Here is a 21,334-nt window from a genome sequence, read left to right on the forward strand (position 1 = left end):
ACACAAGGTCTTGGAGTTCCGGCTATCGAAGGTGGGTTTCCCCATTCGGAAATCCGCGGATCAAAGCTTCTTCGCAGCTCCCCACGGCTTATCGCAGCGTAGCACGTCCTTCATCGCCTCTCAGCGCCAAGGCATCCACCGAACACCCTTAAGGCACTTGATTGCTCTCATTATCAATGTCCACACACTCGGCAGAATGTTGTCTGTACGATTGCCTTGCGGCGCGCACCCTCGATGAATGCTACGTACAGCCGGACATTGACTAGAAAGACCAGCTTGCTTCGTAAGATCGTTCCGATAGCGAGGCGGTCAAGCTTCGCTAAAAGGATCATTTTACAACTCGCAGCCAACCTTGCGGTCAGCGTCGAGCGCCGAAAATGATCCGGAGATAATGAAGTCTCGCGTGGCAATTGCTTGCCGCACGATCCAACTCGGATCGATCTCCTCTTTACGATGTCAGAAATCACGCAGCTTACTGTCTATCCAGACTAGTAAGTGCGAAGTGATGTTTCGCGGACGACGGTACAAGATCTCGGTGATCAAACCATCTGGTGGAGCCAGACGGGATCGAACCGACGACCTCATGCTTGCAAAGCACGCGCTCTCCCAGCTGAGCTATGGCCCCGTAACCAGAAGACGAATGCTCACTCGATGAAAGTGGTGGGCCTGGGAAGACTTGAACTTCCGACCTCACGCTTATCAAGCGCGCGCTCTAACCAACTGAGCTACAAGCCCCTAACGCATATCCTGTTAAGGACCAGGGATTCTGCAAACTTGCAGCCCCAGCGCGTGTTCGTCCGCGAAGAAAGAGAAACGAAGACGGCGAAATCCCGCCAATGCAGCTCAACGATCTGGCGATCTGTTGGCCACTGATGTTTCTAAAACGGTTCGATAGAAGCAAGCTTCTGAAGAACCATCCTTAGAAAGGAGGTGATCCAGCCGCAGGTTCCCCTACGGCTACCTTGTTACGACTTCACCCCAGTCGCTGACCCTACCGTGGCCGGCTGCCTCCCTTGCGGGTTAGCGCACCGTCTTCAGGTAAAACCAACTCCCATGGTGTGACGGGCGGTGTGTACAAGGCCCGGGAACGTATTCACCGTGGCGTGCTGATCCACGATTACTAGCGATTCCAACTTCATGGGCTCGAGTTGCAGAGCCCAATCCGAACTGAGACGGCTTTTTGAGATTTGCGAAGGGTCGCCCCTTAGCATCCCATTGTCACCGCCATTGTAGCACGTGTGTAGCCCAGCCCGTAAGGGCCATGAGGACTTGACGTCATCCCCACCTTCCTCGCGGCTTATCACCGGCAGTCTCCTTAGAGTGCTCAACTAAATGGTAGCAACTAAGGACGGGGGTTGCGCTCGTTGCGGGACTTAACCCAACATCTCACGACACGAGCTGACGACAGCCATGCAGCACCTGTGCTCCAGGCTCCGAAGAGAAGGTCACATCTCTGCGACCGGTCCTGGACATGTCAAGGGCTGGTAAGGTTCTGCGCGTTGCGTCGAATTAAACCACATGCTCCACCGCTTGTGCGGGCCCCCGTCAATTCCTTTGAGTTTTAATCTTGCGACCGTACTCCCCAGGCGGAATGCTTAAAGCGTTAGCTGCGCCACTAGTGAGTAAACCCACTAACGGCTGGCATTCATCGTTTACGGCGTGGACTACCAGGGTATCTAATCCTGTTTGCTCCCCACGCTTTCGTGCCTCAGCGTCAGTATCGGGCCAGTGAGCCGCCTTCGCCACTGGTGTTCTTGCGAATATCTACGAATTTCACCTCTACACTCGCAGTTCCACTCACCTCTCCCGAACTCAAGATCTTCAGTATCAAAGGCAGTTCTGGAGTTGAGCTCCAGGATTTCACCCCTGACTTAAAGACCCGCCTACGCACCCTTTACGCCCAGTGATTCCGAGCAACGCTAGCCCCCTTCGTATTACCGCGGCTGCTGGCACGAAGTTAGCCGGGGCTTATTCTTGCGGTACCGTCATTATCTTCCCGCACAAAAGAGCTTTACAACCCTAGGGCCTTCATCACTCACGCGGCATGGCTGGATCAGGGTTGCCCCCATTGTCCAATATTCCCCACTGCTGCCTCCCGTAGGAGTTTGGGCCGTGTCTCAGTCCCAATGTGGCTGATCATCCTCTCAGACCAGCTACTGATCGTCGCCTTGGTAGGCCATTACCCTACCAACTAGCTAATCAGACGCGGGCCGATCTTTCGGCGATAAATCTTTCCCCGTAAGGGCTTATCCGGTATTAGCACAAGTTTCCCTGTGTTGTTCCGAACCAAAAGGTACGTTCCCACGCGTTACTCACCCGTCTGCCGCTGACGTATTGCTACGCCCGCTCGACTTGCATGTGTTAAGCCTGCCGCCAGCGTTCGCTCTGAGCCAGGATCAAACTCTCAAGTTGGACTTGAACTTTGAACCGGCTGATCACAACGTTTGACGAGGTCCCACCATTTTTCCGACGACCGAAGCCGCCGAGCTGCCCGCGATTCACATCGCTGGCAACGATGGTGTTTCCTTTAAAACGTGTACCGCCGAAGTCTTTCGTCCGGTCCCGATCCAAAAAGCCGAAGCTTTCTAAATGCGAGACCCGCAAGGACTCCGCCGTCCACGTTTCTCTTTCTTCATCTTCACTTGTCAAACAGCCCGAGACCGTGGAGGCCTCAACCTTCCCTCAGGAAGGGTACCGACACCCTTACCGACGATGAATGAACTCCAACCGACTTGTGTCGGCTGTTGTGTCACTCAACAAAGTGAGGAGCATCAGTGGCGCGTTCGCTCGCCTTGGTCAGTGACCCGGCGGCGCCGCGCTCAGTGGTTGGGGTTATAGGCCCCACCTTCCGGGCTGTCAACGCCAATCGTCAACAAAACGTCGCACAGTGGATCGTCGCGAAAATTCCAGCAATTCCAGCCTATTAGTGAGGCGCGGGACGCGGCGTCGGCGCCCGCGCCGCAAAAAATCTGAAAAAAAGTTTGCGCGCCGGCGGGCTCCGGAGGGCGCTCCAGGGCCCCCTTCCCGGGGCCCTTCGCCTCCCCCTCTCCTGGCGCCCCCTTACCCTGGCGGGGCGGATCCAGAAGCGGCCCGGCAATCCCCGGCCAGAGTCCCGGCTGGATCAGCCGCTCGGCCCGGGCCGAGCTTTGCTCCCCCCCTCAGACCGGGCTTTTACGGCCTGTCATTCAGGAAACTTTTTCCATGATAGGCGCCGTACTTGAGCCACAATCCCGCGGCGTTCTGATAAGAGACAAGCTTGAATCGCGGGGGTGCCAGTGGGGGCTGCCGGCGGTTTTCATGGGGTCAGAGGAAGGCGATCTTGCAGATGACGCGGCCTTCCCCGGACATTCGAGAGACATCGAGAGCGCTTTTTCCGTCCAGCTGTTCGTAATTTCGGCCGGGCCCCTCTCGGGGTCTTCTGAGCGCGAACGCCTGTGCGGCTTGCCTTTTCCGGCGATGCCCCTTCAAGAGGGCGACACGGACAAGGTTCGGACCGGGCTTCTTGGGTCGTTGATTGGGGGACTTGAGTGAACCACAGGACGTCACGCGGCGCTTACGGGCGTGAGACCGGGATCATCGATCTCGGCCACGAGCCGCCGCTGTCCGTCGACGGTTCGGAAGCCGCCGTGATCGACCGCCGCCGCGTCTCGGTGCAATGGTTCAGCGGCACGATTCTGACCGGACTCTGCGGCGCAGCCTTGATCGGCGGCGCCGTTTTCGCATCGCTCGATGGCGAAATGACCTTCGCCAAGGTGCCGGAGCGGGTCGAGGGCGCGCTGCGCGGGGCCTTCGGCGCAGCCGATCGCGCCGCCACGCTGCACAAGAGCGACCGCCTGCCGCCGCCGAGCGAATCCACGGCGTCGCGCAACATCGTGCGCGTCTCCACGGTCGCCCGCGTCGGCAACCGCGACGTGATGCGGGTGCGCCCCTTCGTCCGGATCGCCGGCAATCTGTCGATGACGACGAGCGATCTGTCGGCGAAGATTCCGCCGTTCAACGCCCAGCGCCTACTCACCGATGTCGGCTCCGATCCGAAGACGGCCGCGGAAGACCCCAACAATCCGGAAGCCGTCGAGCCCGACGCGGAGGTCTCCTTCGTCACCAAGGACCTGTCGCCGGTGCTGCCGAAGGCGAAGATTTCCGCCGTGGTGGCGCTCGACGACATCCTGATGCGGGTGCGCGACGCCGCCAATTGGCGCGGCAATGGCGGGGTGCGCTACGCCTCGCTCGCCAACGCCGCCGCCGACATCTCCGGCGCGACCGGCCCCTCAGACATCAGGACTGCCTACGCCGCCGAGGCCTCGCCGTCCGATCCCTATGCCGGCTTCGAGACGCGCGTGGTGCCGGAAAACGTCACGCTGCTGCCCAAGACCAAGGAGCAGATCACCGGCGGCAATCCCAACGGCGAACGCGTCCATCTGGTCAAGAAGGGCGACAGCGTCGCTGGCGTGCTGCGCGATCTCGGCGCGACCGCCGACGAGATCAAGGCGATCACCGCGACGCTCGGGCCCCGCGGCCGCGACGGCGGCCTCAAGGAAGGCGAGAAGCTCCGCATCCTGATGGCGCCCGCAAGCCCCGGCGCCCGCCTGCAGCCCTATCGCGTCGTGGTTGCAAACGAGACCATGGTCGAGGCGATCGCGGCGCTGTCCGATCTCGGCAAATACGTCGCGGTCGACGTCTCCAGCATGAACACCGTCGCGGACGCCGCGGCCAGCGCCAACAGCGACGACGATGACGACGATGACGGCTCCGGCGTGCGGCTGTACCAGAGCATCTACGAGACCGCGATGCGCAACAAGGTCCCGATGCCTGTCATCGAGGACATGATCAAGATCTACTCCTACGACGTCGATTTCCAGCGCAAGGTGCAGCCGGGCGATTCCTTCGACGTGTTCTATGCCGGCGAAGACGAGGGCGTGGCGTCGAGCGAAAAGAACGACGTGCTGTTCGCCTCCCTCACCGTCGGCGGCGAGACCAAGAAATACTACCGCTACCAGAGCCCCGACGACGGCGTCGTCGACTACTATGACGAGACCGGCAAGAGCGCGAAGAAGTTCCTGGTCAGAAAGCCGGTCAACAACGCCATCATGCGCTCCGGCTTCGGCGGCCGCCGCCACCCGATCCTCGGCTATGTGAAGATGCACACCGGCGTCGACTGGGCCACCGCCTACGGCACGCCGATCTTCGCCTCCGGCAACGGCGTGATCGAGAAGGCCGGCCCCGAGGGCGGCTACGGCAAGTATATCCGCATCAAGCATTCCAACGGCTACGAGACCGCCTACGGTCACATGTCGGCCTTCGCCAAGGGCATGGAAGCCGGCAAGAAGGTGCGTCAGGGCCAGGTGATCGGCTTCGTCGGCTCGACCGGCCAGTCGACCGGCCCGCACGTCCACTACGAGATCCTGGTCAACAACCGCTTCGTCGATCCGATGCGTGTGAAGCTGCCACGCGGCCGGTCGCTCGAAGGCCCGATGCTCGCAAGCTTCGAGAAGGAGCGCGACCGGCTCGAGGGCATGATGAGCGGCCGCGGCGGGGCCATCGCCCGCATGTCGGACGCCACCGGCGGCCCGCTGCAAGTCACTAACCGGTAAGCCACTAACCGGTAAGCCGCTAACCGGTAAGCCGGCAGCCCGCCGACATCGGCCGGACATCTCCAAACACGACACGACTCTGCGTTGATCGCGCAAGGCTACTACGCGACGTCACAACGTCAAGTTTCGTTTGCCAAAGCGCCGTGAGGAGCGAATACTTTCCAAAAAACGGGAGGTCTCGCCATGAAGAACAGGCTCGCCTGCGCAGCCTTCGTCGCTGCGTTTTTCACCGCGTCGAGCGCGTCAGCCGACGGTTGGGAAGTGACAAAACTCGTTCCCGGCTCGGCATTCCATGGCGTGCACGGGCTCGGTGTCGACAAGGCCGGCCATCTGTTTGCCGGCAGCGTCGCCGGCGCGGCGCTCTACGAGGTCGACATCTCCGGCGGTACCGCCAAGGTTGCAATCCCTTCCCCGGTGGGCATGGCCGACGACATCGCGTTCGCGCCTGACGGCACCATGGCCTGGACCGGATTTTTGACCGGCGATCTCTATTCGCGCAAGGGCGACGGCCCGATTAAGAAGCTCGCGAGCGGCCTTCCCGGCATCAACTCGCTCGCTTTCCGCAAGGACGGCAGGCTTTATGCCACCACCGTCTTCCTCGGCGACACGCTCTACGAGATCGACGTCGAGGGCACCAAGCCGCCGCGTCAGATCATGGAGAAGATGGGCGGCCTCAACGGCTTCGAGTTCGGTCCCGACGACAAGCTCTACGGTCCGCTCTGGTTCAAGGGCCAGGTCGCCAAGGTCGACGTCGACAAGGCCGAGCTGACCGTCGTTGCCGAGGGCTTCAAGGTCCCGGCCGCAGTGAACTTCGATTCCAAGGGCAATCTCTGGGTCGTCGACACCGCGCTCGGCCAGCTCGTCCGGGTCGATCCCAAATCGGGCGCCAAGACCATGGTCGCGCAGCTCAAGCCGTCGCTGGACAATCTCGCGATCGACGACAAGGACCGCATCTACGTCTCCAACATGGCCGACAACGGGATTCAGGAGGTCGATCCCGCGACCGGCCAGACCAAGCAGATCATCATCGGCAAGCTCGCGCTGCCCGGCGGCATCGGCGTCACTAGCGAGAACGGCAAGGATACGATCCACGTCGCCGACGTGTTCGCCTACCGCACGGTAGACGGCGCGACCGGCGAGGTCACCGAGAAAGCGCGCATGCACGCCGCCGGCACCACGCTCGAATATCCGATGAGCGCGACGGCGCAGGGCAACGACGTGGTGCTGTCGAGCTGGTTCACCGGCACCGTGCAGGTGATCGACGGCAAGACCGGCGCGACGCGTGACATGCTGCACGGCTTCAAGGCGCCGCACGACGCGATCGTGCTCGCCGACGGCAGCATCCTGGTCGCCGAGCTCGGCACCAAATCGCTGGTCAAGGTGAGCGGCGAGCACGGCAAGGACCGCACCACGCTGATTGGCGACCTCGAAGGCCCGGTCGGGCTCGTCCGTGGCAAGACCGACGAGGTCTACGTCACCGAGGCCTTTGCAGGCACCGTGTCCCGGATCGACGGCAACGGCGAAAAGACAGTGCTCGCCAAGGAGCTGAAGATGCCTGAAGGAATCGCGCGCGGCAGCGACGGCACGCTGATCGTCGCGGAAGCCGGCGCCAAACGACTGATCGCGATCGCGCCGGAGAGCGGCAAGGTGACGGAGATCGCGGACAATCTGCCGATCGGGCTGCCGGGCGCGCCGGGTGGATTGCCGACGAACATTCCGACGGGCGTGGCCGTCGGGGCGACGGGGGTGGTCTACTTCTCGTCGGACGTCGAGAACGCGATCTACAAGGTGGCCAAGAAATAGCCTCGGCGCGTTCCCGCCTGCCGGCGGGGCCGCGCGTCGTGGCGCGATACAAGGCCCAGCAACCGCAGGTCCGCGAAGGTGCCTCGGGCCAGCGGAGGCGTATCGTGTCCACGGGTAAACCAGCTACCGACGTGTGGCGCGAGATCAACGTCAACACCCCATGCGGGCGACAGCACGCGCTGCGCGGGCTCCGGCCCGTGCAGTGAGCCTGCCGAACGGCCCTGCAAAAAACCGCCCCGGAGAGGCTGACCTCTCCGGGGCGGTTTGTCGTTTCAGGCTTCGAACACCCGCATTCAGTTCAACTTGCGTTTCGCCACCGGCGCCTCGAACTGCGCAATCTCGGCGGTCTGCGGTGCCTTGCCGTTGAAGGTCAGCACGTTGCCTTCGGAGGAGATCGCAACGGCATCGCCGTCCCTGACGTCGCCGGCCAGGATCATCTCGGCGAGCGGGTCCTGGAGGTGACGCTGGATCACGCGCTTCAGCGGCCTTGCGCCGTAGGCGGGATCCCAGCCCTTGGCGGCGAGCCAGTCGCGGCCGGCAGCGTCGAGGGTCAGCACGATCTTGCGATCGGTCAGGAGCTTCTGCAGCCGCGCGAACTGGATCTCGACGATCCGGCCCATCTCGCTGCGCTGCAGGCGATGGAACAGGATGATCTCGTCGACGCGGTTGAGGAATTCGGGGCGGAAATGCCCGCGCACCATTCCCATCACCTGCTCGCGCACGGCCGAGGTGTCCTCGCCCTCCGGCTGGTTCACCAGGAATTCCGAACCGAGGTTCGAGGTCATGATGATCAGCGTGTTGCGGAAGTCGACGGTGCGGCCCTGGCCGTCGGTCAGGCGGCCGTCGTCGAGCACCTGCAACAGGACGTTGAAGACGTCAGGATGCGCCTTCTCGATCTCGTCGAACAGCACGACCTGGTAAGGCCGGCGCCGCACCGCCTCGGTGAGCGCGCCACCCTCGTCATAGCCGACATAGCCCGGAGGTGCGCCGATCAGCCGCGAGACCGAGTGCTTCTCCATGTATTCGGACATGTCGAGGCGAACCATCGCGGTCTCGTCGTTGAACAGGTACTCCGCCAAGGCCTTGGTCAGCTCGGTCTTGCCGACGCCGGTCGGCCCCAGGAACATGAACGAGCCGGTGGGACGATTCGGGTCCTGCAGGCCGGCGCGCGAACGGCGCACGGCGGTTGCGACCGCACGCACGGCCTCGGCCTGGCCGACGACACGTTGTCCCAGCTGCTCCTCCATCTTCAGGAGCTTCTCCTTCTCGCCTTCCAGCATCTTGTCGACGGGCACGCCGGTCCAGCGCGAGACCACCTGCGCGATGTGGTTGGCGGTGACCGCCTCCTCCATCATCTCGCCTGAGTTCTCTTTCGCCTCGATATCGGCCAGCTGCTTCTCGAGCTGCGGGATCCGGCCATAGGCGAGCTCGCCGGCCTTCTGAAATTCGCCGCGCCGCTGCGCATTGGCGAGCTCCACCCGCAAACCGTCGAGCTCCGCCTTCAGCTTCTGGGCATCGGAGAGCTTGTTCTTCTCCGCGCTCCAGCGCGCCGTCAGCGCCGCCGACTTCTCCTCGAGCTCGGCAAGGTCCTTTTCCAGCGTCTGGAGCCGGGACTTGGAGCCGAGATCGCTTTCCTTCTTCAACGCTTCCTGCTCGATCTTGAGCCGGATGATCTCGCGGTCGAGCGAATCCAGCTCTTCCGGCTTGGAATCGACCTGCATCTTCAGCCGGGCCGCAGCTTCGTCCATCAGGTCGATCGCCTTGTCGGGCAGGAAGCGGTCGGTGATGTAGCGGTTGGACAGCGTCGTCGCCGCCACGAGCGCGGAATCGGTGATCCGCACGCCGTGATGCTGCTCGTACTTGTCCTTGAGGCCACGCAGGATCGAGATGGTGTCCTCGACCGAGGGCTCGCTGACGAAGATCGGCTGGAAGCGCCGCGCCAGCGCGGCGTCCTTCTCGACGTGCTTCTGGTATTCGTCGAGCGTGGTCGCGCCGATGCAGTGCAGCTCGCCGCGGGCGAGCGCCGGCTTGAGCAGGTTGGAGGCGTCCATCGCGCCGTCGCCCTTGCCCGCGCCGATCAGCGTGTGCATCTCGTCGATGAACAGGATGAAGTTGCCCTCGCTGCCGGTGACCTCCTGGAGCACGGCCTTCAGCCGTTCCTCGAACTCGCCGCGATACTTCGCGCCGGCGATCAGCGAGCCGAGATCGAGCGACAGGAGCTTCTTGTCCTTCAGGCTCTCCGGCACGTCGCCATTGACGATGCGCAGCGCAAGGCCTTCCGCGATGGCCGTCTTGCCGACGCCGGGCTCGCCGATCAGGACGGGATTGTTCTTGGTCCGGCGCGAGAGCACTTGAATCGTGCGACGGATCTCCTCGTCACGGCCGATGACCGGATCGAGCTTGCCGTCGCGCGCCGCCTGGGTCAGGTCGCGGGCATATTTCTTCAGGGCATCATAGGCGTTCTCGGCAGTCGCCGAGTCCGCGGTGCGGCCCTTGCGCAGCGCCTCGACCGCGGCGTTGAGGTTTTGCGGGGTGACGCCGCCCTTGTTCAGGATCGTGCCGGCCTCGCTGGTCTTCTCCAGCGTGAGCCCGAGCAGCAGCCGCTCGACGGTGACGAAGCTGTCGCCGGCCTTCTCGCCGGCCTTCTCAGCCGCGTCGAAGGTGCGAGCGAGCTCGGGCGCCAGATAGATCTGGCCGGCGCCGCCGCCGGAGACCTTCGGCACCTTGTTCAGAGCCTCCTCGGTCGCCTTGAGAATTGCACGGGAATTGCCGCCAGCGCGGTCGATCAGGCCGGAAGCCAGCCCTTCATTGTCGTCCAAGAGGACCTTCAGCACATGCAGGGTGGAGAACTGCTGGTGCCCCTCGCGCATCGCGAGCGACTGCGCGGACTGGATGAAGCCCCTGGAGCGTTCGGTATATTTCTCAATATTCATCTTTTCTGTCCCTCGGCCTGCCCTCGGGGCCCTCTAAGGCACCCCAAACGGCATCTTCATTGGGTTTCCGATTACCGCATTGACGTTGCTCAACCGGTAACGGTCGTCATTGACCGACGTTGCCGCCGGCCTGAGGCAGATGTGGGAAGCAGGTTGCGGGTGCGAAAGAGGCGCCTTCACAATTTCGTGCGCTGGAGCGGCGGCTTGGCGGGGACAGGGCGAATCCCTTAAGTAACGGCATGACCCCTGTCGCAAAGTCAGCCAGCCAGACCGCCGAGATCACCGGCCTCTACCGCTACCCCATCAAGGGCCTTACGCCGGAGCCCCTGCGCCGCGCCCCCTTGCGGACAGGCCAGACCCTGCCCGCCGACCGGCGCTACGCCATCGAGAACGGCCCGAGCGGCTTTAATCCCGAGCAGCCCGAGTGGAAGCCGAAGATCCAGTTCCTGATGCTCGCGCGCAATGAGCGGCTGGCGCAGCTCGACAGCCGCTTCGACGACGCCACCAACGTGCTGACGATCCGCAAGGACGGCCAGATCGTCGCCAGCGGGGACCTCGAGACGGCCGCCGGGCGTGCCGCGATCGAGCGCTATTTCGCAGAGAATTTTCAGCCGGAGCTGAAGGGCCCGCCGAAGCTGCTGTCCGGTCGCGACCACAGCTTCTCCGACGTCGCCCGCAAGGTGGTCTCCATCATCAACCTCGGCAGCGTCCGCGCCATCGAGGCCATGCTGGGCGGCGCTGCCGTGCACCCCTTGCGCTTCCGCGCCAATCTTTACGTCAAGGGCTGGCCGGCCTGGTCGGAGCTCGACCTCGTCGGCCAGACGCTCGCGATCGGACAGGCGCGGCTGAAGGTGGTCAAACGCATCGTCCGCTGCCCCGCCACCAATGTGGATCCGGTGACGGCCAAGCGCGATCTCGAGATCCCGCCCACGCTCTCGCGCCATCTCGGCCACATGGACTGCGGCATCTATGCCGAGGTGATCGAAGGCGGGGAGATCGGTATCGGCGACGCGGTCGCGGTGGAAGAGCCGAAGCTGCTGTGAGCTAACGCCGCGGCCGTAGGGTGGATTAGCTGAGCGGCTGCGCGAAGTGCAGTCGCTTAGCGTAATCCACCATGCTTCGTCGATCACCGAACGAAGTTGGTGGATTACGCTTCGCTAATCCACCCTACGGCACCTTCTCAATTCGGCATCACATACGCATAGATCTTGCCGCGCGAGACCGGCGCCTCACGGACGCGGTTGCCGTTGTTGCCGGAGATCATGATCGGATTGCCCTGCGCGTCGACGCCGGTGATGATGCCGACATGGCCGCCACGGCCGCCGCGCGACATCACCGCGATGGCGCCGACCTGCGGACCGGAGACGCGCGTGCCATAGCGGGCGAACGAGCTCGCCATGTCGGAGCCTGAGCCCTTATGGCCGGTATGCTCCAGCACCATGTTCATGAAGCGCGCGCACCACAGCCTGCCGCGCCCGGTCGGATTGCCGCCGATGTAGCGCCGCGCCTCGGAGACGAGGCCCGATCCGCCGCCAAAGCCACCGCTGCTCGTGGCGTCATTCGCCATGCCGCCGTTCGCGCTCATCGCCGCGCGACGGCTTGCGCGCGTGATCATTCGACCGCCGCCGGTGATGATCGTTCCACCATTGCCGCTCATGGCAACGCCGGGGCTATTGGTGTTCGGATCATAGCTGGCAAAAGTGCCGCCGAACCCGCTCGCCTGCAACTGCGCCGCGCTGCGCTCGAAGCGCGAGCTGCGTGCATGGTGGCGGTAATGATGATGTCTGGCGTGGTGCACGTAAGCGTGCCGCTCTGCGCTATGACGATGATGCGGCCGCGCTGAAGCCGGAGAAGCGAATGCGGCAAATGCCGCGGAGAAGATCGCCAGCGCGACAACACAACGCGACAGGCGAGACGCAAGCAACTCAAACATTCTTCATCCTTCGTTGACACCCCACTTCCCATCGGCCCGTGCAAGAGCCGACATCCGTCTGGCCGTTAAGCCGCCGGATGTGGCGAGAAAAAGACGCCAATAGCCTGCGAATAGCTGCGATGATTTTGCGCTGGCACTGGCCCAATGCTGCCGCATTGCGGACAACAGCATTAACTGCGATCCTGCAAAGGCGGCTTGAAGAGAGGGAAACGGTTAATGCCCCACGCCACGACCAGGGACAACGTCCGCATCTATTTCGAAGAGGCGGGTCAGGGAACGCCGATCATTTTTCTGCACGAGTTCGCGGCCGACTACACCAATTGGGAGCCGCAGATGCGTTACTTCTCGCGCGGCCACCGCTGCATCACCTATTCGGCACGCGGTTACACGCCGTCGGACGTGCCCGAGGGCGAGGTCTACAGCTACACGCATTTCTACAGCGACGCGCTCGCGGTGCTCGATCATCTCAAGATCGATCGCGCGCATCTCGTCGGTCTGTCGATGGGCGCCTACTCGTCACTGCAGATCGGATTGAACGCGCCACAGCGCGCGCTCTCGATGACGCTGGCCGGCGTCGGCTCGGGTTCGGAGCTCGAGAATTTGGAGGCGTGGCGCAAGCAGTGCCGCGCCAATGCCGAGCAGTTCGAGACGCTGGGATCGGTGGAAGTGGCAAAAGTCACGCGCGAGGCGCCGAGCCGGATTCCCTTCCTGGTGAAGGATCCGCGCGGCCACGCCGATTTCTACGCCGCGCTGGCACGGCACGACGCCAAAGGCTCGGCGCGCACGATGCGCGGCTTCCAGGGCGGCCGCCCCTCGATCTTTACGATGACGGACGCGATCCGCGCCGCCGCGACGCCGGCACTGATCATCTGCGGTGATGAGGACGAACCGTGCGTGGGGGCGAGCCTGTTCCTGAAGAAGCACCTTCCCGCGGCGGGGCTCGCGATGTTTCCGAAGTCCGGCCACGTGCTCAATCTCGAAGAGCCCGCGCTGTTCAACGAGACGGTGGCACGGTTCGTGACGCTGGTGGAAGCGGGACGCTGGCCGGTACGCGATCCGAGGTCGCTGGCCCCACACTAGCTGTCATTCCGGAATGCGCCGGAGGCGCTGGCCCGGACTCCATCGGGCTGCGGGCAGTGTTGCACGATGGATCCTCGGATGCGCAATTGCGCATCCGAGCTCGATGCTTCGCATCGCCCCGGAATGAGACTACTTCCCCCCGCCGCGGCTCAGCAGAAACACGCCCTGCTCGCCGAACATGTTCCACACCCACCAGGGCAGGTTCAACGGCACCGGACGGCCGTAGAGATCGAGCGCCACCGAACGCTCCATCTTGACGTTGATCTCGTCGCAGAGCTCGACGAAATCCTTGATGGTGCAGAAATGGATGTTGGCGGTGTCGTACCAGGTCGCCGGCAAATTCTCGGTGCGCGGCATGTGGCCGCCGATCAGGAGCTGGAGCCGCATCTTCCAGAAGCCGAAATTCGGGAACGACACGATGGCGCGGCGGCCGATACGCAGCAGATTCTCCAGCACCACCCGCGGCTGCCGCGTCGCCTGCAGCGTCTGCGACAGGATCACGTAGTCGAAAGCGTCATCGGGATAATTGACGAGATCGGTGTCGGCATCGCCCTGCACCACCGCAAGGCCCTTGGCGACGCAGCGGTTGACGCCCTCGCGCGACAGCTCGATGCCGCGGCCGTCGATGCCGCGGGTCTCCAGGAGCTGAAGCAGGTCGCCCTCGCCGCAACCGACGTCGAGCACCTTCGAGCCCGGCTTCACCATTTCGGCCACCAGCCGATGATCGGCGCGAAAATCACCGGACCGTCCGGTCGCAACGCCGCCCAGCGGCAATACGTCCTGCGCAGACATGCTAGCTATCCTTCAGCCCGCGGGCCTTGCCTGCCGATTGCAGGAAGGCGCGGGAGATGTCGAAGAATTCGGGAACGTCGAGCAGGAAGGCGTCGTGACCGCGATCGGTCTCGATCTCGGCGAACGACACCCGCGCGCTCGACGCGTTCAGCGCATGCACCAGCGCGCGCGATTCCGAGGTCGGAAACAGCCAGTCGCTGGTGAAGGAGACGACGCAGAAGCGCGTCTTGATATCCGCGAACGCCTTTGCGAGCACGCCGCCATGGTCGGCGGCGATGTCGAAATAGTCCATCGCGCGGGTCAGATAGAGATAGGCATTGGCATCGAAGCGCTCGACGAAAGAAGAGCCCTGGTAGCGCAGGTAGGACTCGACCTGGAAGTCGGCGTCGAACGAGAAGGTCGGCAGCTCGCGGTCCTGCATGCGCCGGCCGAACTTGCGATGCAGCGCCGCGTCCGAGAGATAGGTGATGTGCGCCGCCATGCGCGCCACCGCGAGCCCGCGATGCGGATGGATGCCGTGATCGGCATAGCCGCCGCCGTGCCAATCGGGATCGGCCATCACGGCCTGGCGGCCGAGCTCGTGGAAGGCGATGTTCTGCGCCGAGTGCCGCGTCGCGCAGGCGATCGCCAGCGCGGAGAACACGCGGGCGGGATACGCCGCCGTCCATTGCAGCACCTGCATGCCGCCCATCGAGCCGCCGACCACCGCAAACAGCGTGTCGATGCCGAGCCGGTCGATCAGCATCGCCTGCGCGCGCACCATGTCCGGAATCGTGATGACGGGAAACTCGAGACCCCAGACCTTGCCGGTGGCGGGATTGATCGACGCCGGCCCGGTCGAGCCCATGCAGCCGCCGATCACGTTGGAGCAGATGATGAAGTAGTGCTTGGGATCGATCGGGCGGCCGGGGCCGACCAGCGTCTCCCACCAGCCGGGCTTGCCGGTGACGGGATGCACATTGGCGACATGCTGATCGCCGGTCAGCGCATGGCAGATCAGAATTGCGTTGGAGCGATCTGCGTTGAGCTCGCCATAGGTCTGATAGGCGATCTGGAACGGGGTGAGATCGACTCCGCAATCGAGCCGCAGCGGCTGCTCGGCGCCGAAATGCGCGACCTGCGAACTCGGATGATCCACCTCGTGCGACCGCTCGTCGGCGCTGATCGCAGGACTCGGTATCGACTTGACGCCACCCATCTGACCATCGACCTCGTTCTCGATCAAACCTTGATCGCCACTTGCATCAGGCCATGAAAAACCCGGCCTGAACGATAGGTTCGGCCGGGATCGGAAGCGTCCCCGGCCTGTTTAGCGAGTTTTTTAACGTGGCTGCAAGCCGGCCGGCTCAAATGACCACGGAACGGATAAAAACTACCGTCTTGGGCGGTTTTCGTCAAGTCGCGGCCCGGATCGGTGCAATTCGCCTCTGTCGCGCGGGACGAAAAGGACGTCATTTCTCTTTGCTTTCGCCGCTCCGACTGCCTAATCAGGGCATTCCCCCATCGGAACGATCGACAGCCAGACATGTCCCAACGTCCGCCCGCGCCACCATCGCTGCAGGAACTGCGCAAGGAGATCGACGCGATCGACGAGGGCATGCACCGCCTGCTGATGCAGCGCGGCGACATCATCGACCGCCTGATCCAGGTCAAGCAGACCCAGGAGGTCGGCTCGGCGTTCCGCCCGGCGCGCGAGGCATCCATGATGCGCGAGCTCGTGCAGCGCCATCGCGGCATCCTGCCGCTCGACACGGTCGAGAGCATCTGGCGCGTCATCATCTCGACCTTCACCTATGTGCAGGCGCCGTTCTCCGTGCATGCCGACATCTCGGCCAGCGAGGCGGCGATGCGCGATTCCGTGCGCTTTAATTTCGGCTTCACGGTGCCTTACGTCGCCCATTTCAGCGCGCAGGCCGCGGTCGAGGCGGTGGCGAAATCCAAGGGCGATTTGGCAATGGTCTCGGCAACCTCGAGCCGCACGCCGTGGTGGCTGGAGCTGGAAGCGGACGGCGCGCCGAAGATCATCGCGCGGATGCCCTTCATCGAGCGTGCCGACCATCCGGCCGCATTGCCGGTCTTCGCGATCTCGCGCGTCGCCGACAGCGCCCTGGTAACCGAGGTCGAGACCTTCAGTGTCCGCGTGTCCGGCTGGAACGCGGAGGTCGCGCGCGCGCTATCGCCGCTCGCCGAGATCGTGGCGGTGCCCGACACCGCCTTCGACGGCGCGGCGCTCCTGGTCTCGGTCACGAGCGCGACCAGCATCGACAAAATCAGGGCTGCCCTGATCGAGGCGGGGGCCTCGGTGCGCTCTGTGGCCCTCGTCGGCAGCCACGCAACGCGCTATACGGTGCCCCCGACCGGGGCGAAATCGTAAACCGCGCGCCCGCCCCGCCATTTTCGGAGTTCAAGATGTCCCGCCCCGTGCCGAATCCCGGCATTCTCGATATTGCGCCCTACACGCCCGGCAAGAGCCCGGTCGCCGAGCCGGGCCGCAAGGTGTTCAAGCTCTCCGCCAACGAGACGCCGTTTGGGCCCTCGCCCAAGGCGATCGAAGCCTTCAAGCGCGTCGCGGATCACCTGGAAGACTATCCGGAAGGAACCTCGCGCGTGCTGCGCGAGGCGATCGGCCGCTCGTTCGGGCTCGATCCCAACCGCATCATCTGCGGCGCCGGCTCGGACGAGATCCTCAATTTGCTGGCCCACACCTATCTCAGCCACGGCGACGAGGCGATCTCGACCACCCACGGCTTCCTGGTCTACCCGATCGCGACCATGGCGGTCGGCGCCAAGAACGTGGTCGCGCAGGAGACCAACCTCACCTGTGACGTCGACGCCATCCTCAAGGCGGTGACGCCCCGCACGAAACTGGTCTGGCTCGCCAACCCCAACAATCCGACCGGCACCTATGTGCCGTTCGACGAGGTCAAGCGGCTGCGCGCCGGCCTGCCCTCGCACGTACTGCTGGTGCTGGACGCCGCCTATTGCGACTACGTTTCTCGTAACGACTATGAAATGGGGATCGAGCTGGTCGCCACCACCGAGAACACCGTGGTGACGCACACCTTCTCCAAGATCCACGGCCTCGCCGCGCTGCGCATCGGCTGGATGTTCGGTCCCGAGCACATCATCGACGCCGTCAACCGCATCCGCGGTCCCTTCAACGTGTCGACGCCGGCGATGTATGCCGCGGTCGCCGCGATCGAGGACACCGCGCATCAGGCGATGTCGAAGCAGTTCACCGAGACCTGGCGCAATTGGCTGACCGAGGAGATCGGCAAGCTCGGCCTGAAGGTGACGCCGAGCGTCGCCAATTTCGTGCTGATCCACTTCCCGACCGAGAAGGGCAGGACCGCCGACGACGCCGACGCCTTCCTCACCAAGCGCGGCCTCGTGCTGCGCGCGTTGAAGAACTACGGCCTGCCGCATTCGCTGCGCATGACCATCGGCACCGAGGAGGCCAACCGCCTCGTGGTCGAGGGCTTGCGCGATTTCATGGCCGGCAAATGAGCAAGCAGGTGCACTTCCAGCGCGTCGCGCTGATCGGCTTCGGCCTGATCGGCGGCTCGATCGCGCGCGCTGCGAAGCTCCAGGGCCTGGCCGGCGCGATCGTCACCACCGCGCGCTCGGAGAAGACCCGGGCGCGGGTGCTGGAGCTCGGCATCGTCGATCATGTCGTGGCGACCAATGCGGAAGCGGTGAGGGATGCAGATCTCGTCATCCTCTGCATTCCCGTTGGCGCCTGCGGACCCGTGGCGCAGGAGATCGCACCGCACCTGAAGCCCGGTGCAATTGTTTCCGACGTCGGCTCGGTGAAGGGCGCGATCGTGAAGGACATGGCGCCGCATCTGCCGAAGACCGTTCATTTCGTGCCGGCGCATCCCGTGGCGGGTACGGAGCATTCGGGCCCGGACTCCGGCTTCGCCGAGCTCTTCATCAACCGCTGGTGCATCCTTACCCCGCCCGAAGGCGTCGATGCCGCGGCCACCGATCGCCTGCGCGCGTTCTGGGCTGCGATGGGCGCCAAGGTCGAGGTCATGACGCCGGATCATCATGATCTCGTGCTCGCCATCACAAGCCATCTGCCGCATCTGATCGCCTACACCATCGTCGGTACCGCCGACGAGCTGGCGCAGGTGACCGAGTCAGAGGTGATCAAGTTCTCCGCCGGCGGCTTCCGCGATTTCACCCGCATCGCGGCCTCCGACCCGACGATGTGGCGCGACGTCTTCCTCGCCAACAAGGAGGCCGTGCTGGAGATGCTCGGCACCTTCACCGAGGATCTCGCCAAGCTCACGCGTGCGATCCGCCGCGGCGACGGCGAGGCGCTGTTCGACCACTTCACCCGTACCCGCGCCATCCGCCGCGGCATCGTCGAGATCGGCCAGGATTCGGCGGCGCCCGACTTCGGCCGGCAGCACGGACAGCTCGGCAATAAGCCGTAGCGACGTCTCCTCGTCATTCGTCATTCCGGGGCAACGCGCAGCGTCGTCCCCGGAATGACGCGCGAACCAATCAATACAACGGCGGGATCTGGCCGACCTTGACCGGGCCGAGCAGCACGGCGCCGTCGACGAACTTCAGCGGGAAGCTGCGCGCCTTCTTGCCTTCCAGCGTGCTCTCGGTGCCGATCGAGTTGATGCCGGCGGCAACGCCGGCATTGGCGTTCTGCTTGATGACCTTGCCGAGACCGGGCACGGCACGATCAAGCGCACCGAACAGATTGTTGAGGTCCTGCGACTTCACGCCGGGCGCGACGCGGTCGAGCGTTGCCTGCGGCACGCCCTCCTCCAGCATCTTCTCGATGCCGAGCGCCGGGATCACGCGCTCGAGGCCCGTCACGGTCATCTGCAATTCACCGTCGAGCCGGCCGTTGGCGGAGAGGCCGAGCGTGCCGGCCGCGATCGCGATCATCTCACCCTGCTGGATCCGCGACTGCACGATCTCGATATGACCGCCGGCGGCCTGGATCTCGCGGAAGCGCTGCGGCCAGGGCTTTGGCGTGAGGTCGGAGAGGCCGGTGACCTTGGCGCGGGTGTCCGCCTCGAACGGCTCGGCAAGCAGGGGATGAACGCCCTGGATGCTGCCCTGCGCGACGTGGAGCACGGTCTCGATCACGGGATGATCGGCCGGCGAGCCGTCTGCGAGGCGGCCGTGCAGCTCGATCTGCTTGGCGCGCGCCAGCGGCACCTGCACGCTGCCGTCGAGGCGGTTGAGCGAGGGATCGTCGAACACGAGGGAGGCGCGGTCCGGCACCGCCGGCAGGCCGACCACGCTGCTGCGGCCCTTGCTCCAGTTCACCACGAAGGTGTTCTGCGTGACGCTGTCGGTCAGCGTCGCGGGTGCGGAGAATTCGGCGATGACGAGCTTGGGATCGTACACCTGGGCGACGACCAGGATGTTGTCGAGCTTGGCCGTGAATGGCGTCTTGCTCGCATTCTGCGAGACCAAGGCGACGCTGGCGCCGGAGCACTGGACCTCGAAGCGGAACGGGAAGCCGGCGATCGAGCGCTTGGCGCAATCATAGATGCGGCCGGACTTGGCCTCTTGCGCCCGCCAGGCGTCTGCGGCCACTTCGGCCTGTGAGGCCGCATAGAACCAGAAGCAGCTCCATGCGACGGCAAGGATCAGGACGATAACGGGTGCGATGAAAAGGCCCCAGCGGGAGCGGCGGCCGGCTGCAACGGTCATATTGGACATGCGGCGACCCTTTGATCCCAGATTTTGGCAAATGTAAGCGAGGCAGGCCTGCGACGAAAGGCGGAGAATTTACTTCGCTTGGGGCCTTCGTTCTGGTAGCCGTGCGCGAAATGTCCGAAATCACCCTCCCCTCCGTCACGACAGCCACCGGCGACCTCTGGGTGTTCGGCTACGGTTCGCTGATGTGGCGGCCGGGCTTCGACTTCGAGGAGCGCGTTCCGGCGCGGCTGGTCGGCGAGCACCGCGCGCTCTGCGTCTATTCCTTCGTGCATCGCGGCACGCCGGAGAAGCCGGGCCTCGTGCTCGGGCTCGACCGCGGCGGCGCATGCCGCGGCATTGCCTTCCGCGTGGCCGAGAAGAACCGCGCCGAGGTCGTCGCGTACTTGCGCGCGCGCGAGCAGGTCACGTCGGTCTATCGCGAGGTGATGCGCTCGGTCTGGCTGGAGAACGACGCGCGCCAGCGCGTCTCCGCGCTCGCTTACGTCGTCGATCGCGGCCACGTGCAATATGCCGGCCGGCTGTCGCTCGCCGAGCAGCACCGTCATGTCGTCCAGGGCCACGGCCAGTCCGGCGCCAACCGCGACTATGTCACCGCAACGGTGAAGGCGATCGAGGCCGAAGGCTTTCGCGACGCGCAGCTGCATCAGCTTGCATTGATGCTGCATGGTGATGCGCATTCCCTGCACGCGCCTTTACCAAGGCAAGACCGCGAGAGTCGCTAGCGCTCCGCCGGCGTATAGCTCGGCGCCGAGCCGATCAACTGCTCCTGCTCCTTGCGGCCGGCCTCGACGAGGCGGCCGGTTGCCTCTTCGATGGCAGTTTGCACGCGGGAGAGAAACTCGTCCTTCGGCAGGCCCGTCGGCAACGGATCGAGGAACTCTACCACCAGCGTGCCGGGATAGCGCATGAAGGTGCGGCGGGGCCAGAACAGGCCGGAGTTGAGCGCGATCGGCAGGCACGGCACGCCGCAGGACGAATAGATCTGCGCAAAGCCGGTCTTGTAGTTGGGCTCAGCGCCGGGCGCGCGGCGCGTACCTTCCGGAAAGATGACGAGTTGCCGGCCGCTGCGCACTGCCTCGCGCGCGCGGCGCGTCATGTCGAGCAGCGCCTTCACGCCGGCATTGCGATCGATCGCGATCATCCCGGTCTTGACCAGGAACTGACCGAACACCGGGATCTGCATCAGCTGACGCTTGAGGATGAAGATCGGCCGATTGAAGAAGCCCGGCAGCACGAACGTCTCCCAGAACGACTGGTGCTTCGCCACGATCACCAGCGGTCCCTGCGGAATCTTCTCCGTGCCCCGGAATTCCACCTTGATGTTGCAGACCACGCGCATCAGGACCAGCGTTGCCTTGGCCCACCATTCGGCGACCGTCAGCATCGCGCGCGGCGGCAATGCGAAGGTCGGCAGCGCCACGATCGCGAGGCACACCAGCACGGCGTAGAACAGCACGTTGAACACGAGCGAGCGCAGGAAAATCAGGAACATCGACGATCCGATT

At 64.2% G+C, this 21,334-nt stretch carries 14 protein-coding genes, 2 tRNA genes, 2 rRNA genes and 1 riboswitch (1 of these 19 running past the window's edge); of the genes, 8 read left to right on the forward strand and 10 right to left on the reverse strand.

The features are described from left to right. The 4 genes from RPS27_RS17165 to RPS27_RS17180 form a co-directional block, all read right to left on the reverse strand. Positions 1–163 (reverse strand): 23S ribosomal RNA (locus RPS27_RS17165) (it extends 2,683 nt beyond the left edge of the window). Positions 164–549: 386 nt separating this feature from the next. Continuing rightward, a tRNA-Ala gene (locus RPS27_RS17170) sits at positions 550–625 on the reverse strand. A gap of 33 nt (positions 626–658) precedes the next feature. Continuing rightward, positions 659–735: transfer RNA gene (locus tag RPS27_RS17175), tRNA-Ile, on the reverse strand. Between the two features lie 188 nt (positions 736–923). Beyond that, positions 924–2,412, reverse strand: a 16S ribosomal RNA gene (locus RPS27_RS17180). Together the 16S and 23S rRNA genes with 2 tRNA genes alongside form the textbook arrangement of a ribosomal RNA operon. A gap of 1,115 nt (positions 2,413–3,527) precedes the next feature. On the opposite strand from RPS27_RS17180, the gene RPS27_RS17185 reads away from it, so the two are divergent. Together RPS27_RS17185 and RPS27_RS17190 are read left to right on the forward strand one after the other, a co-directional pair. Continuing rightward, positions 3,528–5,591 (forward strand): M23 family metallopeptidase, encoded by a 2,064-nt coding sequence (locus RPS27_RS17185; RefSeq protein ID WP_194405871.1) that lies wholly within the window; start codon positions 3,528–3,530, stop codon positions 5,589–5,591. A gap of 183 nt (positions 5,592–5,774) precedes the next feature. Beyond that, on the forward strand, positions 5,775–7,394 hold the full coding sequence (locus tag RPS27_RS17190) for a hypothetical protein (protein ID WP_212065909.1): 1,620 nt from the start codon (positions 5,775–5,777) through the stop codon (positions 7,392–7,394). Positions 7,395–7,687: 293 nt separating this feature from the next. Here the strand turns inward: RPS27_RS17190 and clpB are convergent, their stop codons facing one another. Beyond that, a complete protein-coding gene (gene clpB, locus RPS27_RS17195) occupies positions 7,688–10,327 on the reverse strand; it encodes an ATP-dependent chaperone ClpB (protein WP_212065908.1) in 2,640 nt (879 codons plus the stop codon). 239 nt (positions 10,328–10,566) lie between these two features. Between clpB and RPS27_RS17200 the strand changes: the two genes are divergently transcribed. Then, the gene (locus RPS27_RS17200; protein WP_212065907.1) at positions 10,567–11,370 is read left to right on the forward strand and encodes an MOSC domain-containing protein; all 804 of its coding nucleotides are present in this window, start codon (positions 10,567–10,569) and stop codon (positions 11,368–11,370) included. 137 nt (positions 11,371–11,507) lie between these two features. On the opposite strand, the gene RPS27_RS17205 is transcribed toward RPS27_RS17200, so the two are convergent. Next, positions 11,508–12,260 carry a TIGR02594 family protein gene (locus RPS27_RS17205; RefSeq protein WP_194405867.1) on the reverse strand — a complete coding sequence of 251 codons (753 nt, stop codon included), beginning with the start codon at positions 12,258–12,260 and terminating at the stop codon, positions 11,508–11,510. Between the two features lie 216 nt (positions 12,261–12,476). Between RPS27_RS17205 and RPS27_RS17210 the strand changes: the two genes are divergently transcribed. Continuing rightward, positions 12,477–13,340 (forward strand): alpha/beta fold hydrolase, encoded by an 864-nt coding sequence (locus tag RPS27_RS17210; protein ID WP_211418675.1) that lies wholly within the window; start codon positions 12,477–12,479, stop codon positions 13,338–13,340. A gap of 129 nt (positions 13,341–13,469) precedes the next feature. Here the strand turns inward: RPS27_RS17210 and metW are convergent, their stop codons facing one another. Beyond that, the gene (metW, locus tag RPS27_RS17215; protein WP_194405865.1) at positions 13,470–14,132 is read right to left on the reverse strand and encodes a methionine biosynthesis protein MetW; all 663 of its coding nucleotides are present in this window, start codon (positions 14,130–14,132) and stop codon (positions 13,470–13,472) included. Position 14,133: 1 nt separating this feature from the next. Beyond that, positions 14,134–15,330, reverse strand: a complete 1,197-nt coding sequence (locus RPS27_RS17220; RefSeq protein WP_212065906.1) for a homoserine O-acetyltransferase — start codon at positions 15,328–15,330, stop codon at positions 14,134–14,136. 90 nt (positions 15,331–15,420) lie between these two features. Further along, positions 15,421–15,500: riboswitch (SAM riboswitch) on the reverse strand. A 157-nt stretch (positions 15,501–15,657) separates the two neighbouring features. Between RPS27_RS17220 and RPS27_RS17225 the strand changes: the two genes are divergently transcribed. The 3 genes from RPS27_RS17225 to RPS27_RS17235 are packed head-to-tail and all read left to right on the forward strand — an operon-like array spanning position 15,658 to position 18,574. Continuing rightward, positions 15,658–16,506, forward strand: a complete 849-nt coding sequence (locus RPS27_RS17225; protein ID WP_194405863.1) for a chorismate mutase — start codon at positions 15,658–15,660, stop codon at positions 16,504–16,506. Positions 16,507–16,541: 35 nt separating this feature from the next. Further along, the gene (gene hisC / locus RPS27_RS17230) at positions 16,542–17,639 is read left to right on the forward strand and encodes a histidinol-phosphate transaminase (protein ID WP_212065905.1); all 1,098 of its coding nucleotides are present in this window, start codon (positions 16,542–16,544) and stop codon (positions 17,637–17,639) included. Further along, on the forward strand, positions 17,636–18,574 hold the full coding sequence (locus tag RPS27_RS17235; protein WP_212065904.1) for a prephenate/arogenate dehydrogenase family protein: 939 nt from the start codon (positions 17,636–17,638) through the stop codon (positions 18,572–18,574). Before hisC ends, RPS27_RS17235 begins: the two co-directional genes overlap by 4 nt. Before the next feature lie 70 nt (positions 18,575–18,644). On the opposite strand, the gene RPS27_RS17240 is transcribed toward RPS27_RS17235, so the two are convergent. Further along, positions 18,645–19,829 carry a DUF2125 domain-containing protein gene (locus tag RPS27_RS17240; protein WP_212065903.1) on the reverse strand — a complete coding sequence of 395 codons (1,185 nt, stop codon included), beginning with the start codon at positions 19,827–19,829 and terminating at the stop codon, positions 18,645–18,647. Positions 19,830–19,939: 110 nt separating this feature from the next. On the opposite strand from RPS27_RS17240, the gene RPS27_RS17245 reads away from it, so the two are divergent. Further along, a complete protein-coding gene (locus tag RPS27_RS17245) occupies positions 19,940–20,551 on the forward strand; it encodes a gamma-glutamylcyclotransferase (protein WP_212065902.1) in 612 nt (203 codons plus the stop codon). Here the strand turns inward: RPS27_RS17245 and RPS27_RS17250 are convergent. Beyond that, the gene (locus tag RPS27_RS17250; RefSeq protein WP_212065901.1) at positions 20,548–21,321 is read right to left on the reverse strand and encodes a lysophospholipid acyltransferase family protein; all 774 of its coding nucleotides are present in this window, start codon (positions 21,319–21,321) and stop codon (positions 20,548–20,550) included. The genes RPS27_RS17245 and RPS27_RS17250 overlap by 4 nt on opposite strands. Between the last annotated feature and the right edge of the window lie 13 nt (positions 21,322–21,334).

This window comes from Bradyrhizobium sp. WYCCWR 12699, from assembly GCF_032144035.1.
Taxonomy (GTDB): domain Bacteria; phylum Pseudomonadota; class Alphaproteobacteria; order Rhizobiales; family Xanthobacteraceae; genus Bradyrhizobium.

What these genes read in the sequence shown, in the direction of transcription:
- RPS27_RS17190 (WP_212065909.1), top strand. Translation starts at nt 5,775, where the DNA reads ATGAAGAACAGGCTCGCCTGCGCAGCCTTCGTCGCTGCGTTTTTCACC.
- clpB (WP_212065908.1), bottom strand. Translation starts at nt 10,327, where the DNA reads ATGAATATTGAGAAATATACCGAACGCTCCAGGGGCTTCATCCAGTCC.
- RPS27_RS17200 (WP_212065907.1), top strand. Translation starts at nt 10,567, where the DNA reads ATGACCCCTGTCGCAAAGTCAGCCAGCCAGACCGCCGAGATCACCGGC.
- RPS27_RS17205 (WP_194405867.1), bottom strand. Translation starts at nt 12,260, where the DNA reads ATGTTTGAGTTGCTTGCGTCTCGCCTGTCGCGTTGTGTTGTCGCGCTG.
- RPS27_RS17210 (WP_211418675.1), top strand. Translation starts at nt 12,477, where the DNA reads ATGCCCCACGCCACGACCAGGGACAACGTCCGCATCTATTTCGAAGAG.
- metW (WP_194405865.1), bottom strand. Translation starts at nt 14,132, where the DNA reads ATGTCTGCGCAGGACGTATTGCCGCTGGGCGGCGTTGCGACCGGACGG.
- RPS27_RS17220 (WP_212065906.1), bottom strand. Translation starts at nt 15,330, where the DNA reads ATGGGTGGCGTCAAGTCGATACCGAGTCCTGCGATCAGCGCCGACGAG.
- RPS27_RS17225 (WP_194405863.1), top strand. Translation starts at nt 15,658, where the DNA reads ATGTCCCAACGTCCGCCCGCGCCACCATCGCTGCAGGAACTGCGCAAG.
- hisC (WP_212065905.1), top strand. Translation starts at nt 16,542, where the DNA reads ATGTCCCGCCCCGTGCCGAATCCCGGCATTCTCGATATTGCGCCCTAC.
- RPS27_RS17235 (WP_212065904.1), top strand. Translation starts at nt 17,636, where the DNA reads ATGAGCAAGCAGGTGCACTTCCAGCGCGTCGCGCTGATCGGCTTCGGC.
- RPS27_RS17240 (WP_212065903.1), bottom strand. Translation starts at nt 19,829, where the DNA reads ATGTCCAATATGACCGTTGCAGCCGGCCGCCGCTCCCGCTGGGGCCTT.
- RPS27_RS17245 (WP_212065902.1), top strand. Translation starts at nt 19,940, where the DNA reads ATGTCCGAAATCACCCTCCCCTCCGTCACGACAGCCACCGGCGACCTC.
- RPS27_RS17250 (WP_212065901.1), bottom strand. Translation starts at nt 21,321, where the DNA reads ATGTTCCTGATTTTCCTGCGCTCGCTCGTGTTCAACGTGCTGTTCTAC.